The following is a 15,107-nucleotide window of genomic DNA, read 5'->3' on the forward strand; positions in this document are numbered from 1 at the left end:
AGGAGTCGGCATTGCCCAAGCTCGATCTGGATACAATCCCGCAGACGAACGCCACCGGCTATCCCGCACCTTTCGATGCCGCGGTTTCTGGGCGTTGGTATCGCCGCCTGGCGCCGGCCAGCGGCCTGACCGAAATGGGCGTCAGCCATGTCGTGCTCAAGCCCGGCGCCTGGTCGTCGCAGCGCCACTGGCACGACAGCGAGGACGAGTTCGTCGTGATGCTGGCGGGCGAGGCTGTGCTGATCGAGGATGGCGGCGAGACGCTGCTCAGGGCCGGCGACTGCGCGGCATTCCCAAAGGGCGTCGCCGACGGCCATCACCTCCAGAACCGCTCGGATGCCGACTGCGTGTTCCTGGCGATTGGTGCAGGCGAGCGCGGGGGCGGCGACTATCCTGACATCGACATGAAATTCACGGCCGAGGGCTATTTCCACAAGGACGGTACGCGCTACGCAACCCAGCGGGTGAAATAGGCACCGTCCCGCCCGCCCTCACAGGCAGGCGGGTCACGCCACCGACAGTTCGTATTTCTCGATCACCCATTCCTCTTCCTGCGCACCGGCGATCCAGTCCTGCAGAAAGGGGTGCTGGAGCACCGCGAGCATGTAGCTTTGGGCGAAGCGGGGGACGGGCAGCGAGTAGGTGACGATCCGCGTTACCACCGGCGCGAACATGATATCGGCCGCGCCGAATGCGCCGAACAGGAAGGGCTGTTCGCTGCCGTACCGGGCGCGGGCCTGTGCCCAAAGTTCCATGATCCGCGACAGATCCTGCGCGACATCCTCGTCGACCGGCCGCGCCGGATAGACCTGGCGGATGTTCATGCTGTGCTTGCTGCGCAGGGCGGCAAAGCTGGAGTGCATCTCCGCCGCCATCGACCGCGCCATGGCGCGCGCGGCAGGGTCTTCCGGCCAGAAGCGCGTGTTGCCGGTCTTTTCATTGAGATATTCGACGATCGCGAGGCTGTCCCAGACCACCGCCTCCCCATCCCACAGGATCGGCACCTTGCCCGAGGAAGGCGCGAATTCGGCGCCCTGACGCCGCCGGTCCCAGTCCTGATCGTACATCGGCACGACCGTTTCCTCGAACGGCAGTCCCGATTGCTTGCAGGCGAGCCAGCCGCGGAGCGACCAGGACGAATAGGCCTTGTTGCCGATGATGAGCTTCATGCCACCGGGATACCCAGCGGCGGGCGACGCGGCAACCGGGAACGGCGCAAGATCATGGTTGCAACCGTAACGTCACCGTCTCATTCTAGGTATTGGCGGGGTCGCGCGGGGGCGCCGGGGTTTTGATGGGGGAAATTGATGATCGGTAAGTCGTGCCTGCTGGCCGCAGGCGCTTTGTTGCTGTCCGTTCCTTTCGCGCCGCACGCCATGGCGCAGGAAGCCAGCAAGCCGGCGACGCCGGCCGCGAGCCGCATTCCGGTGGAAGTCTTTGCCGCACTGCCGCTGCTTGAGAATCCGACGCTGTCGCCCGACGGCAAGCGCTTTGCCGCCAAGATCGCGATCAACGGTGTGCAATATTTCGTCATTCAGTCGATCGAGGCGGGCAAGCCGGCCTTGATCGGGCTCGGCGAAATCGACCTGAACTGGTGGCGCTGGGTCAATGACGACTGGCTGGCGATCGGCATCGGCGAAACCCAGCAGGTGGAAGGCGATGACTGGTACATTTCCCGCGCACTCGGCGTGAACGCGACTACCGCCAAGCTGGTCAAGCTCAACAGCCGTGACGCCGCACAGAGTGGCGGCGATCTGCTATGGGTCGCCCGGGACGGCACGCCGCGCGTGATGATCGCGACGCAGACCTCGATCTACAGCAACGAGCCCGGATTCTGGCCGAAGGTCGAGGAAATCGACGTCACGAACGGCAAGCGCAAGACCGTGCTCGAAGGGCAGGAAGGCGTGATGGACTGGTATGCCGATGCCAGCGGCACCGTCCGTATGGGTATCGGCAAGTCGATGGACGGACGCAGCCGTCGGCTGCTCTATCGCGATAGTCGCGGCCAGAGCTTCCGCGTGGTCGATCGGGCGCGCGGGCTGCACGACAGTCTTTTGGCGCCTGCACTGTTCCTTGCCGATCCGGGCAAGGCGTTGGCGGTTCTGGACGACGAAAAGGGCTATTCCGCCGTTTACGAACTCGATCTCAAGACGATGCAGACGGGCAAGCAAGTGTTCGGCACGCCCGGCTACGACATTGAAGGGCTCCAGACCGACGCTACCGATACGGTGCTGACCGGCGTTTCGGTCAATGAAGAGCGGCCGTACACGCACTGGATCGACCCGGAAATGGTCGCGCTGCAAAAGAAGCTGGCGGACAAGGTGCAGGGCGCGCAGGTCGAAATCCAGTCGCTTTCGCGCGATCATTCCGTGGCGATCGTGCAGATCGGCGCGGCGAATGTCGCGGGTGCCTATTTCGTTTACCGCGCCGCAGACGATTCGATGACGCTGCTGGCGATGAACTATGAGCCGCTGGGGCTGAAGAAGCTGCACCCGGTGCAGACGATCCACTACAAGGCCCGCGACGGGCTCGACATCGCCGCCGTGCTGACGCTGCCGCGCAGCGGTCCGCAGAAGAACCTGCCGCTGATCGTGATGCCGCACGGTGGTCCGTTCGCGCGTGACACCGAGGATTTCGACTGGTGGAGCGAGTTCCTCGCCGATCGCGGCTACGCCGTCATCAAGCCCAATTATCGCGGCTCGTCGGGCTATGGCACGCAGTTTGCCGCCAAGGGCGAGGGCCAATGGGGCCTGGCGATGCAGGATGACCTGAACGATGCGGTGAAGGCGCTGGTCGATCGCGGCATCGCCGATCCGAAGCGCGTGTGCATGGTGGGCGGCTCCTATGGCGGCTATGCGGCGATGCGGGCCGCGCAGCGCGACGGCGCGCTGTATCGCTGCGCCGTGTCGTTCGCCGGCGTGTCGGACCTGCAGCGCATGGTCAGCTATAATTCGCGCTTCCTGGCCAGCGGCTCGGGCAAGGACTGGCTGAAGGCGCAGGCGCCGGACTTCAAGGCGATCTCGCCGCTATACCATGCCCAGGATTTCTCGATTCCGATCCTTATCGTCCATGGCAAGAAGGATCGCCGCGTGCCGTTCAAGCAGAGCAAGCTGATGGTCGATCAGTTGCGTGCGGCCGGCAAGACGTATGAGTTCATCGAACAGCCGCTGGCCGACCATTTCTTCACCCGCGCCCAGGACCGGCTGGAATTCCTGAAGGCGCTGGAGGCCTTCCTGAACAAGTATAACCCGGCCTAGGCCTTCACATAGACCCAAGCGCGGGTGCCGGATGCCAGCGGCACCTGCACCCGCCGGTAATTCTCGCTTTCATACACATCGGCGGCGGCCAGTTCCGTCGCCGTCACCTCGAACACCTTGCCGGCGATGGGCGGGCCGTCGCCCGGCACCAGCGCGAGATGTGTCTCGATACCACTGGCTTCGAGCACGGCGGGGTCGCGGATCTGGATTTCGGTGACGACGAAGCCGTGCAGCACATCGTCGCTGCCGGTCAGCAACCGTCCGAACTGGCTCAGCTGGACGCTTTCCAGCTGAAGAGTGCCATAGGAGAATAGCCGCTCCATCCGCGCCTCAACCGATCGCTTCGAGCACGGCGGCGCGCAGTTCGGGTAAGCCCATACCCTTGTCGCTCGACGTGGCGAGGATGTCGGGATGTGCGGCCGGGCGCTTGCGGGCTTCCTCGGCGGTGCGGGCGGTGACGTCGGCCAGTTCGGTCGCCTTGATCTTGTCGGCCTTGGTCAGGACGATACGATAGCTGACGGCGGCCGCATCGAGCATGTCGAGAATCTCGCGGTCGACATCCTTGATGCCGTGGCGCGAATCGATCAGCACCAGCGCGCGCTTGAGCGCCTGGCGGCCGCGCAGATAGTCGTTCACCAGATAGCGCCACTTGCGCACCATGTCCTTGGGCGCCTTGGCAAAGCCGTAGCCGGGCATGTCGACCAGGCGGAAGCGCAGCGGCTCGCCCACGTCGAAATAGTTGAGCTCCTGCGTGCGCCCCGGCGTCACTGAGGTGCGCGCCAGGCTGTTGCGGTTGGTCAGCGCGTTGATCAGCGACGATTTGCCGACATTGGAGCGACCCGCAAAGGCAATCTCCGGCGCCACCGGGGCCGGCAGATGCTGCAGCGCCGGCGCCGATTTCAGGAAGGTAATGGGGCCGGCGAACAGCTTGCGGGCGGATTCGATCTGGTCGTCGTCGAAGGGCATCAGTTAATCAGCTGCCCCGCAACGCGGAGCCCTTTCAGAAATGCGGGGAGCGCGCTGCCCGCGTTCCCCTCCCGCAAGCGGGAGGGGAGCGAAAGCGCCTGCCTCTTGCTCGCGGTTGGGGTAGGCGAGGGTTGCCATCACTTGCCCGAACCGGCCTTTGCCACCGGCGCCTTCATTTCCGGGTGCCGCGCATAGAGCCATTGCTGCTGCAGCACGGTCAGCACGTTCGAGGTGATCCAGTAGAGCTGCAGGCCGACCGCGAACGGCGCCATCAGGAACATCAGCATCCACGGCATGATCGCGAACATCTGCTTCTGCATCTCGTCCATCGGCGCCGGGTTCATCCGCATCTGGAAGAACATCGACACGCCGAGCAGCACCGGCACCACGCCGATCGCGAGGAAGCTGGGCAGCGGATAATGGAGATAGCCGAACAGGTTGAGGATCGTCGCGGTGTCGGGCGCCGACAGGTCCTTGATCCAGAAGACGAAGGGCTGGTGGCGCATTTCGATCGTCAGCAGCAGCACCTTGTACAGCGCGAACATGATCGGAATCTGCAGGAGCATCGGTGCGCAGCCCGCAAGCGGGTTCACCTTTTCCTCCTTGTACAGCTTCATGATCTCCTGCTGCTGGCGCTGCTTGTCGTCCTTGAAGCGCTCCTGGATCGCCTTCATCTTCGGCTGCACCTGGCGCATCTTCGCCATCGATGCGAACTGCTTCTGCGCGATCGGGAAGAGCAGTGCGCGGATGGTGATCGTCAGCAGGATGATCGCCACGCCAAAATTGCCGACCAGCCGGAACAACAGGCTGAGATAGGCGAAGATCGGCCGTTCGATCATGCCGAACCAGCCCCAGTCGATCGCGCGATCGAACTGCACGATGCCCAGATCCTTCTGATAGGCTTCGAGCAGCTTCACTTCCTTCGCGCCGGCGAAGAAGTGGCTGGTATAGGTCGCTTCCTTGCCCGGATGCACGGTAATCGGCTGGGTCGGCGAATAATCGGCCTGATAGGCCTGGGCCGAAGTGCCGCGCTGTTCGATCTGCACGGTGCCGCGCTGGTCGGGGATCGCTGCGGTCAGCCAGTAATGGTCGGTGAAGCCCACCCAGCCGCCGGTGGTGGAGAACTGCTTCGGCGCGCTCTCCACATCCTTCCAGTTAATATAGTCGGCGGCGCCGTTATAGACGGCCATCGGCCCGACATGCGCGGCCCATTGGCTCACATCCGTCGAGCGCTGCCCGCGCGAGATCAGCGTATAGGGCGTCATCGCAACCGGAGCGCCCGCGCGGTTCACCACCGTCTGGCGCACGGTGAACATATAGTTGGAGTCGACGGCGATCTCGACCTGGAACATTTGCCCGCTGGCATTGGTGGCGGTCAGCTTCACCGGGGTCGCCGGCGTCAGCTTGTCGGCATCGGCCTGCCAGACGGTGTTGGCGTCGGGCGCACCGGTGCCCTGCCAGCCGAACTGCGCGAAATAGGAGCCCTCGGCCCCGCTCGGCGACAGCAGCCGCACCGGCGGCGAGCCCTTGGCGACGGTCTGGTCGTACTGGCGCAGGACGAGGTCGTCGATGCGCAAGCCCTTCAGGTTGATCGAGCCCTTGAGTGCCGGCGTGTCGATCTCGACGCGCGGGGTTTCACCCAGCACCGCGTCGCGGTTGCGCAGCACCTTGGGCGAATCGGCGGGGCTGGGCGCCGGCTGCGATTTGCCGTCGACCATCTTCACCGATGCGGGCTGCTGCTGCGGAAAGATCCAGTGGCTGATCATCGGCCAGCCGAACAGGATCAGCGCGGCGAACACCGCAAAGAGCACGAAATTCTTCTGGTCTTCTTTCACCGATGATTCCCCGGAAGGTCGCTCAAGGTACGGGATCTGGGCCGTGCCCGCCCCATGGATGACAACGGGCGATGCGCCGGAGCGCAAGCCAGCCGCCTTTCAGCGCTCCATAGCGGCGAAGCGCCTCGATTGCATAGGCCGAACAGGAAGGCTGGTAGCGGCAACTGGGCGGCAGGATCAGCGACGGCCCCAATTGCCAGCCGCGCGCCAGCAGGATCAGCAGCCGGGCAATCACTGCGCGTCTCGCGGTGCCACGCGGCGCAGCGCCTTGGCCAGCTCTGCCTTCAGCTCGGCATAGGGCCGCTCGATTCCGCCCGCGCGGCCGATCAGCACATGGTCGGCACCCGCGATTCCCGCCTGCGGCAGCACTTCGCGCGCCAGCACGCGGAAACGCCGCTTCATCCGGTTGCGGATTACGGCGTTGCCGACTTTCCTGGATACGGTAATGCCGACCCGCATGACCGGATCGGCATCGCCACGGTCGCGCACGATGAGGACGAAGCCGGGCATCGGTGCCCGTTTGCCCGCATTCGCGGCGAGATAGTCCTTGCGCTGCGTGAGCCGTTCGAGGCCCACCGAAGCAGTGCCGGCGATTACGCCGACAGCTTCTTGCGGCCGCGGGCGCGGCGGGCGCGGATCACGTTGCGACCGCCCGGGGTCGCCATCCGTGCACGGAAGCCGTGCCGGCGCGCACGCACCAGGTTGCTCGGCTGAAAGGTCCGCTTCATCGCTCATCCTCGAGTATCTAGAACGTAAAAGGGCCGCCACAGGGGCGGCCGCGTGTCGGGTGCCCTTACGCAGATGTAGCGCCCGAGTCAACGCGCGATCGCGGGGACAAGGCGGAGCGGCGTACATTGCCGCGGCAGATGGGAAGGGTGTGTTGCTGATGCAAGGCGGCTTCGCCCCCCCCCCCCCCCCCGATATCAACCGGCGTTCCCCTCCCGCAAGCGGGAGGGGAGCGCAAGCGAAGAGAGCGACGCGATCTCGAGGCCCCCAACAAACTTGCATCCATTCCGGTTGGGTCCGGTTCCGAAACGGTTCCCAGCCTCTATGCTCGCCCGCGGGGGAGAGTGGCTTTGGTCGCAAGCGTATCGACGGTCGCCTATCTCGGGCTGGAGGCCCGGGCGGTGGAGGTGCAGTGCAACCTGGTCGCCGGCCTGCCCAAGTTCGTCGTCGTCGGCCTGCCCGACAAGGCCGTTGCCGAAAGCCGCGAGCGGGTGCGTGCCGCGATGGCTGCGATCGGCCTCGCGCTGCCGCCCAAGCATATCGTGCTCAACCTCTCGCCGGCCGATCTGCCCAAGGAAGGATCGCATTTCGACCTGCCGATCGCCCTTGCCCTGCTCGCGGCCATGGGGGTGGTCGATGCGGAGACTATCGCCGGCTATGTCGTGGTCGGCGAACTTGCGCTCGACGGGCGGATCGCGCCGTCGCCGGGGGTGCTGCTCGCGGCGATGCATGCGGCCGAAGAGGGCAAGGGGCTGGTCTGCCCCGCCGCGCAGGGGCCGGAGGCGAGCTGGGCCGGGCAGGTGGAGGTGCTCGCCCCGCCCGACCTGATCGCGCTGCTCAACCATTTCAAGGGCAGTCAGCTGCTCCCCGCGCCCGCCGCCGGCACGGTCGATCCGCCGGGGCAGGGGCCGGACCTCGTCCAGGTCAAGGGGCAGGAAACCACCAAGCGCGCGCTGGAGATCGCCGCAGCCGGCGGCCACAACATGCTGATGGTAGGCCCGCCCGGCGCCGGCAAGTCGCTGATGGCCTCATGCCTGCCGGGCATATTGCCGCCGCTCGATGCGGCCGAGGCGCTCGAAGTCTCGATGGTCGCCTCGGTCGCCGGCACGCTGCAGGGCGGGCGGCTCACCCGCACCCGGCCGTTCCGCAGCCCGCATCATTCCGCCTCGATGGCGGCGCTGACCGGCGGCGGGCTGAAGGTGAAGCCGGGCGAAGTCAGCCTCGCCCATCTCGGCGTGCTGTTCCTCGACGAACTGCCCGAGTTCCAGCGCGTCGTGCTCGATTCGCTGCGCCAGCCACTCGAGGCCGGGGTGGTCAGCGTCGCGCGCGCCAATGCGCATGTCACCTTTCCCGCGCGGGTGCAGTTGATCGCGGCGATGAACCCGTGCCGATGCGGCCATCTCGGCGACCCCGCGCTCGCCTGCGCCCGCGCGCCGCGCTGCGCGGCGGACTATCAGGCCAAGGTCTCCGGTCCGCTGCTCGACCGCATCGACCTGCATGTCGAGGTCCAGCCCGTCACCGCCGCCGATCTGGTGATGCCGCCGCCTGCCGAAGGATCGGCCGAAGTCGCCGCCCGCGTGGCTACCGCCCGCGCGGTCCAGGCGGCGCGCTATGCCGGCACCGCCACGCGCACCAATGCCGAGGCCGACGGCGAACCGCTGATGGCCGTGGCGACGCCCGACGACGCCGGCCGCAAGCTGCTCGCGCAAGCCGCCGAAGCGATGCGGCTATCCGCGCGCGGCTACACCCGCGTGCTGCGCGTGGCCCGAACGATCGCCGATCTGGCGGGGGCGGAGGGGGTAGGGCGCATCCATGTGGCGGAGGCGCTCAGCTACCGGCGGCAGGCACCGCGGGGGTGAGAGGGTGAGCCTTCGGAGTGCGAAGTTTGGCTGAAGGATTGAGTTAAACGGGTTGGACTGCAAGCGCTCATCACTCGCGATTTGCCCATGAGACCAGTTCTGGAGTGATTGCGAGAGGCCTTCTATCAATAAGCTCGGCCATATTTTTAATTATTGAATAAGAATTATCATTAAAATCAACCATTATGTCGAATGATTCCTTGAGGTTGTAGCGAGCAAGATCGGCTTGTGTCAAAATATCTCGAGCAATATTTGCGCTTTTTGACATTTCAAACAAATCGTCTAAGATAATCTGTATGCCAATCAGTTTTGAGTGGTCTTTTGCGTGTCCTTCTGCGTCTTTAATTGGGTTACCATACTTTTTTGAAATGAAATTTGTCGCTTCGTTAATTGCAGCTTGGATGCTTTTGTTAAGAATTGAAGCGTGCTTTATGCAAATGTCAAATATAAAAGCGCTGTCAATTTCGTGCTTTAGATTACTAAAGTCGATTTCCTGGCCAAGTTCAGAATGCTTTGCGGATAGTTTGTCAAATAAATCCCATTTCTCTTGCCAATTTATTCCGCTCATGCGATTGCGCATTACGCTGCCCATAACGATTTCATGTGTATACACCGAGACGATGCTTTTTAGGCGTTCGATCAGATCGGCGGCCTCTTTTTGTTTATCTTCCCAGAGTTCGGCTTCAAAACCTAATCCCTTGAATTTTTTAAATCGGGCGAGATTAGAGTAGAAGAAGCTGAAAAATGTCATGCCAAATAGCGCTGAACCGGCTGTTAAATTGTTGGCCAACAGAGATTTGAATGTCAGTACGAGGCATGCCGTTCCCACAAAGCCGAAAAGCATTCGTTCCCAGCAATTTACGACAAATGTAAACGATGTGCTCAGCCACTTGGGCATGGATATCTCGCGCGTTGAAGAGTACCACGAAGGGTATAAGGTTTCCAAAGTGCTAGAGCAATTTCACATTGACCGTTGATGTCCAGCGGCATGAATTGCGGGGACAGGAATTACGGGGACAGGGAATTACGGGGACAGTATACCTATTCCCTGTCCCTATTTCCAGCGCTGTTCCGGTCTCGCCCAGCTCCGCAGAGACCCCGGCGTGCGCCGGGGTGACGGTGATTGGAGGCTGCGCATTGCGCGCATATCCGTATCGACGCAGCTTGGTATAAGCCTCCGCGTCTCTGCGCCTCCGCGCGAACCATACACTTCTTCCCTGCCCCCTTCGCGTCTTCGCGCCTCCGCGTGAAACCGGCCAGTCCCCGCGCCGACCGCTCGCCACCCCCTGACTCTCGCCGGTCGCCGCAAAAAACGCTTTCCTACACGCCAATGTTCTGTTTATGTTCTATTTTCAGCTCTCCAACCCCAGGGTGCGGTCGCTCCTGAAAAAACTGCGCGATACTGACAACTTCCTAAACTTCACCCCCATTGCCGCCCGCGTTTCATCGCAAGAACGCTCGCGGCGGCGTGTTGATTTTACACGGCGGTTTTGCACGACCGCGGCCCCTTGCCTCTCCATCCGGACGCTGCTAACACTAAACCATATGGTTCAGTATTCGTCTCTCGCCCTCGATCTCTCCTTCGCCGCGCTGTCGGATGCCACAAGGCGCGGCGTGCTGGAGCAGCTGGCGCGGGCAGAGGCGTCGATCACCAGCCTGGCCGAGCGGTTTCAGATGACGCTCACCGGCATGAAGAAGCATGTCGCCGTGCTCGAACGCGCCGGGCTGGTCGCCACCGAGAAGGTGGGGCGCACGCGGGTTTGCCGGCTGGGGCAGCGCAGTCTTGCGGCCGAGGCCGAATGGATCGCCGCCTGGCACAACCGGTTCGCGGCGCGGTTCGATGCGCTCGACCGCGTACTTGCCGAGATACAACAGGAGGAGGACGAACATGGCCGACCAGACTGACATTCCCGCCGCCGCGCACCGCACGGCCGTGGCGCGCAAGTCCGACCGCGAACTGGAAGTGACGCGGCTGTTCGATGCCCCGCCGCGCATCGTCTTCCGCGCCTGGTCCGAGGCTGCGCTGTTCCGCCGCTGGTGGGTGCCGGAGGGAGTGGGGGTCACGCTGGTCGGCTGCGAAATGGATGTCCGCACCGGCGGCAGCTATCGGCTGGAATTTGCGGCCGCAGAGGGCGCCACCATGGCCTTTTACGGCAAATATCTGGAAGTCGTGCCGGGCGAGCGCATCGTCTGGACCAATGACGAGGGGGAGGAAGGCGCCGTCACCACCGTGACCTTCGAGGACCAGGGCGGCAAGACGCTGGTGACGTTCCATGAGCGTTATCCCACGCCGGAGGCGCTGGAAGAGGCGATGGAAGGCTCGGCGGCGGGGCTGCCGATGCAGCTCGACCAGCTCGCGGCCTTGTTGCCGGCGATCGACGCCTGACGGTAAGCTGGCGGGGCAACCTCCACCCGTCCGCGGCGTTCAGCGGGGATGCAACCATCCCCAAGCGACGCCGCGGACGGCGACGAGGCCCAGCTCCCCGCCGCCGAGGAGGACGAGATCGCCCGCCGCCGCGCTGCGCCCTCGCGCGTCATTCACGAGGCGATACGCCGGCAGGGGGATGAGGAGCTCGACCGGCCGGCGGGCTCGCTGCTCTGGTCGGGGGTGGTGGCGGGGATCGCGATGGCGGCCTCGGTGCTGGGGCGGGCGCTGATCGAAAGCCATCTGCCCGATGCGCCATGGCGGCCGGCGGTGGCGAGTATCGGCTATTCGCTGGGCTTCATGATCGTGATTCTGGGCCGATTGCAGTTGTTTACCGAAAGCACCCTGTCGGCGGTGATCCCGGCTGCGGCCGATCCGACGCCGCGCAACCTGGGGCGGCTGGCGCGGCTATGGGGGGCTGGTGTTCGTGGCGAATATGGGCGGCACGCTGCTGATCGCCTGGCTGGTCTCCGCCGGCTGGTCGGGTACGCCGGAAGCGACGGCGGCGATGCTGGAAACCTCGCGCAGCCTGGCCGAACATAGCGGCTGGGCGGCGGTGCGGGCAGGGGTGCCGGGGGGGTCTGATGGCGGCGGTGGCCTGGTCGCTGCCGGGGGCGCGGCGGCAGGAGTTCTTCGTCGTCCTGTTCTGCACCTATTTCATTTCGCTGGGGGGCTTTGCCCATGTGGTGGCGGGTGCGGTGGAGGCGTGGCTGTTGTGGCTGGCGGGGGAGGCGAGCCTGGGCTGGGTGCTGTTCGGCTTTCTGGCGCCGGCGCTCTTGGGGAATATCCTGGGCGGGTCGGTGCTGTTCGCGCTGCTGGCGCATGCCCAGGTGCGCGAGGAATTGTGAAGGCGCTTGCGGGCGGCGCGCGCTTCGTCTAGCCGTGCCGCCTTCGCTGCCCCTGTGGCGAAATTGGTAGACGCATTCGACTCAAAATCGAACGCCGCAAGGCATGCTGGTTCGAGTCCGGCCAGGGGCACCAGTACATATTGAGAACATTGTAGAAATCCGCGGAAAACGGCGATAAAATCGCGGTTGACGGGGTCTCTCGCCTTGTTCCGCCAAGCCCCGCGAAAAGTGGGCCACCACGCTCAAGGTTCGGATCTGACGATGGGCGGCGCGCGAATCCTGAGGGTGCGGCGGCCTGCGTGGCTACAGCGAGCCTTGCTACTGCGGAGCCGGTGAGTTTCAGGAGCGAACAGTCGAGAACAGGTTCCGGAGACACTCCTTCGGCAGGGCATCGGAAGAAATCTCCGTGGTCCCTCGCAGCGGGTTACACTTATCCGGCAGCACCGTAACCTAACCGTTGCGACCTTCGGTTCCGTACCTTTCTGGACATAGCATCCCGACGAAGATGCGATGAACAAGGGAGGAGAGCATGTCAGACTATACGGCTAAAATGCCGAGGTTGCAGGGCCATCGAGAGCCGCAGCCAGTGCACGCAAGCGGTGCTGGCTGATGTCCGAATTGATTCGGCACTGCTACGTCTGCCGTGCAACGTATCTAGGTTGCTGGGGCCTGGTCGCCGCCTCTTTTTGATCAGAGCACTGTCCAGGCGTGGAGCGATCCACACCCTGAGTGGAGGATGGAGGCCGCTACCTTGCACGGTCGACAGAGCGCCTCTGCCCATGCTGCGCTCTCGGCATCCGTTGCCGCGAGCGCAGATCGCGCCGGTGCCTCGACGAGAGGCTTAAAAGGGAACGCGGTGAAGGCGGCATGCCGTCCGAAGCCGAGGCTGTCCCTGCAACTGTAAGCGGTAAGCGAGATCCACGGGCTTCCTGCTACGGAAGCAGCCACTGGGCCCGCAGGCCCGGGAAGGTGTGTATCGAGCGACGACCCGTGAGCCAGGATACCTGCCGGCGTCTGGTCGCTCTTGCCTTGGTCCAGGGGAGGGCCGCGGCACGGTGTACTCCGTCTGAGCGACGAACGAGCGGCGGGAGCCGCATCGGTCACGCGCGTCGGTCGCCCATGGCGTCCGGCCGGCGCCGTGCGCCGACCGTTTGCATGAACGGCACGCTCCCGCCCGATGTCGACGACGCCGAAGGGGATGAATGATGCATTTTCCGTCCGTTACCCGGTCCGTGGCCGCGCTCGCCGTTGCCGTTGCCGTCGCGATCCCGCCCGCCCATGCACAGGTGCAAAGCGACGACGAGACGCTGGTCGTCACCGGCACCAGCCTGGAGGAGACGCTGCCGCACCAGCGTGCCTGCTATGGCAGCGATCTTGCCGTACTCGCCGAAACCCAGGTCCAAGAAAGCGGCGCGATCGACGTCGCGACGGCGCTGCGCGGCGTACCTGGCCTCTACGTCCAGCCCGGTAGCGGCCCGTTCAGCTATGTCGACGTCTCGCTGCAGGGTTCGCGAACGCAGGATGTGCTGTGGACCGTCGACGGTATCCGCATCAACAACCGCCTCTATGGCAGTACCTCGCCCAACGACACGCTGCCGGCCAGCATGATCGAGCGCATCGAGGTGTTGAAGGGCGGCGAGAGCCTGTTCTATGGCACTCAGGCTGCGGCGGGCGTGATCAATGTCGTCACGCGCGATTTCGCGGACCGGTTCGGGGGCCAGATCGACGCCAGCGTCGACAGCTTCGCGGGTACCAACCTTAGCGGCTATGTGCGCGGCGGATCGGGTCGGCATCAATTCGTCGCCTGGGGCTCATACAATCGCTCCGAAGGCTATCGGCCCTTTAACCGGATGGAGCCGAGCGCGACAGACCGCCTGCGCGGTTACGACCTATGGTCGGTCGGCGGCAAATATCGCTACGATCTCGGCCCAGACTGGCGATTCAACCTCCAGTACATCCATACCGAGGCGAAGCTCGACAATCTCAGCCCCACTCTCACCCGCGAGAGCCGTAACGATCGCAACGAGGAGATCGCCAGCGTCCGGCTCGACTATGTCGGAAACGATGTGGTGAAGCTGTTCCTCAAGGGCTATTTCCATGACTGGAAGACCGCCTATGTCCAGATCCGCAACCCGATCGGCGGCGGCGCGCCGATCGTGGTATATCCTGCCGGCACCTTCTGGGGCTTCAAGGACTATGGCGGCAGCGCGCTGGTGCAGCTGCGGCCGCATCGCGGGCTGGAGTATCTTATCGGCTATGATTTCCAGCAGTTCAGCGGACGCGACGACGTGCTGCGGATCGCCGCTACCAAGGAACGCGTCCATGCCGGCACCTTCCAGATTCGCACCAACGACGAGCTTTCACGCCGCGCGCGTCTTTCGGCCGGACTGCGCTACAATGACGGCAGCGGATCGCGGAAGACGGTGTGGAACGTTTCCGGTCGCATCGAACTGAACGACAGCCTGTTCGTGCAGGCCAATGGCGGCACGTCGTTTCTGCTGCCCAGCGCCTCCCAGCTCTATCAGATCGATCCTTGTTGCGAACTGGGTAATCCGAACCTCAAGCCCGAGGAGAGCCTGAGCATCAATGCCGCCATCGGCGGCACCCTGGCCGGCGGCTTGCTCCACTGGCAGGGCACGGTCTTCGCCCGGCGCATCGATCATCTGATCGACATCGACACGGCCAATCCCGCCTATCCCGACGGCATCTACACGAACTCGGCGTCCCGCGTGAACGTGCGTGGTGCCGAGGTAGTGCTGGGCGCGGTGATCGCCGATGCCTGGCACCTGGACGCGAGCTACACCTATGCCCGCGCGCGTACCGCAGGTTCGTCGCTCCAGAGAGACCGCACCCCCAAGCAGCTGGCGCGCGGTACGGTCGCCTGGCGTCCCCGGGGGCTGCCGGTGGGCGCCAGTGTTTCGGTCAACTGGGTGGGGGACGCCTATGCCACGGCGAGCGGCTTTGGTCGCCGCAACTATGGCAACTACGCGATTGTCGATGCCGGGGTGACCCTCTTTCCCGATGTGGCGCGCCGCCACCGCTTCGGCATCAACGTCGAGAATCTGTTCGACCGCGACTATGCCACGCGCGGCTTCCAGTCGGCGGTGCCGGATAGCGGGGTGGGGCGGTTCCTCTACTTCACCCGCGGCACGCCGCGGACGCTGCGGGTCAGCTACGGCCTGGGTTTCTGA

General features: G+C 64.3%; 16 protein-coding genes, 1 tRNA gene and 1 riboswitch. Of the genes, 9 read left to right on the plus strand and 8 right to left on the minus strand.

What is annotated here, in order from left to right; all coding sequences use genetic code 11:
• Positions 1-11 precede the first annotated feature (11 nt).
• The gene (locus tag ACT53K_RS17255; RefSeq protein WP_476229954.1) at positions 12-473 is read left to right on the plus strand and encodes a cupin domain-containing protein; all 462 of its coding nucleotides are present in this window, start codon (positions 12-14) and stop codon (positions 471-473) included.
• 33 nt (positions 474-506) lie between these two features.
• Here the strand turns inward: ACT53K_RS17255 and ACT53K_RS17260 are convergent, their stop codons facing one another.
• The gene (locus ACT53K_RS17260) at positions 507-1,169 is read right to left on the minus strand and encodes a glutathione S-transferase family protein (RefSeq protein ID WP_476229955.1); all 663 of its coding nucleotides are present in this window, start codon (positions 1,167-1,169) and stop codon (positions 507-509) included.
• 138 nt (positions 1,170-1,307) lie between these two features.
• On the opposite strand from ACT53K_RS17260, the gene ACT53K_RS17265 reads away from it, so the two are divergent.
• Complete coding sequence (locus ACT53K_RS17265; protein ID WP_476229956.1) at positions 1,308-3,257, plus strand: alpha/beta hydrolase family protein; 1,950 nt, start codon at positions 1,308-1,310, stop codon at positions 3,255-3,257.
• Here the strand turns inward: ACT53K_RS17265 and ACT53K_RS17270 are convergent.
• From ACT53K_RS17270 to rpmH, 6 genes are all read right to left on the minus strand, one after another.
• Complete coding sequence (locus tag ACT53K_RS17270) at positions 3,254-3,580, minus strand: gamma-glutamylcyclotransferase family protein (protein WP_476229957.1); 327 nt, start codon at positions 3,578-3,580, stop codon at positions 3,254-3,256. The genes ACT53K_RS17265 and ACT53K_RS17270 overlap by 4 nt on opposite strands.
• A 7-nt stretch (positions 3,581-3,587) precedes the next feature.
• Entirely contained in the window at positions 3,588-4,223 is a 636-nt protein-coding gene (gene yihA, locus ACT53K_RS17275; RefSeq protein ID WP_476229958.1) for a ribosome biogenesis GTP-binding protein YihA/YsxC, read from the minus strand.
• A 137-nt stretch (positions 4,224-4,360) separates the two neighbouring features.
• Entirely contained in the window at positions 4,361-6,058 is a 1,698-nt protein-coding gene (gene yidC, locus ACT53K_RS17280; RefSeq protein ID WP_476229959.1) for a membrane protein insertase YidC, read from the minus strand.
• A 22-nt stretch (positions 6,059-6,080) separates the two neighbouring features.
• Complete coding sequence (gene yidD, locus ACT53K_RS17285; protein WP_476229960.1) at positions 6,081-6,293, minus strand: membrane protein insertion efficiency factor YidD; 213 nt, start codon at positions 6,291-6,293, stop codon at positions 6,081-6,083.
• Complete coding sequence (gene rnpA / locus ACT53K_RS17290) at positions 6,290-6,634, minus strand: ribonuclease P protein component (protein WP_476229961.1); 345 nt, start codon at positions 6,632-6,634, stop codon at positions 6,290-6,292. Before rnpA ends, yidD begins: the two co-directional genes overlap by 4 nt.
• 17 nt (positions 6,635-6,651) lie before the next feature.
• Positions 6,652-6,786, minus strand: a complete 135-nt coding sequence (gene rpmH / locus ACT53K_RS17295) for a 50S ribosomal protein L34 (RefSeq protein WP_010545931.1) — start codon at positions 6,784-6,786, stop codon at positions 6,652-6,654.
• 348 nt (positions 6,787-7,134) lie between these two features.
• Between rpmH and ACT53K_RS17300 the strand changes: the two genes are divergently transcribed.
• Entirely contained in the window at positions 7,135-8,643 is a 1,509-nt protein-coding gene (locus ACT53K_RS17300) for a YifB family Mg chelatase-like AAA ATPase (protein ID WP_476230012.1), read from the plus strand.
• Positions 8,644-8,713: 70 nt separating this feature from the next.
• Here ACT53K_RS17300 and ACT53K_RS17305 read toward each other — a convergent pair whose 3' ends face one another.
• On the minus strand, positions 8,714-9,541 hold the full coding sequence (locus ACT53K_RS17305; RefSeq protein ID WP_476229962.1) for a hypothetical protein: 828 nt from the start codon (positions 9,539-9,541) through the stop codon (positions 8,714-8,716).
• 647 nt (positions 9,542-10,188) lie between these two features.
• On the opposite strand from ACT53K_RS17305, the gene ACT53K_RS17310 reads away from it, so the two are divergent.
• From ACT53K_RS17310 to ACT53K_RS17335, 6 genes are all read left to right on the plus strand, one after another.
• Complete coding sequence (locus tag ACT53K_RS17310) at positions 10,189-10,548, plus strand: ArsR/SmtB family transcription factor (RefSeq protein WP_476229963.1); 360 nt, start codon at positions 10,189-10,191, stop codon at positions 10,546-10,548.
• Entirely contained in the window at positions 10,532-11,029 is a 498-nt protein-coding gene (locus tag ACT53K_RS17315; RefSeq protein WP_476229964.1) for an SRPBCC family protein, read from the plus strand. The genes ACT53K_RS17310 and ACT53K_RS17315 overlap by 17 nt, the downstream gene beginning before the upstream one ends.
• 48 nt (positions 11,030-11,077) lie before the next feature.
• On the plus strand, positions 11,078-11,611 hold the full coding sequence (locus ACT53K_RS17320) for a formate/nitrite transporter family protein (protein WP_476229965.1): 534 nt from the start codon (positions 11,078-11,080) through the stop codon (positions 11,609-11,611).
• Positions 11,612-11,652: 41 nt separating this feature from the next.
• Positions 11,653-11,916, plus strand: coding sequence for a formate/nitrite transporter family protein (locus tag ACT53K_RS17325; protein ID WP_476229967.1), 264 nt, complete (start codon positions 11,653-11,655; stop codon positions 11,914-11,916).
• A 48-nt stretch (positions 11,917-11,964) separates the two neighbouring features.
• Positions 11,965-12,049, plus strand: a tRNA-Leu gene (locus ACT53K_RS17330).
• A 672-nt stretch (positions 12,050-12,721) separates the two neighbouring features.
• Positions 12,722-12,942, plus strand: a riboswitch (cobalamin riboswitch).
• Between the two features lie 176 nt (positions 12,943-13,118).
• The gene (locus tag ACT53K_RS17335) at positions 13,119-15,107 is read left to right on the plus strand and encodes a TonB-dependent receptor plug domain-containing protein (protein WP_476229968.1); all 1,989 of its coding nucleotides are present in this window, start codon (positions 13,119-13,121) and stop codon (positions 15,105-15,107) included.

The organism is Sphingomonas sp. DMC8 (genome assembly GCF_056314185.1).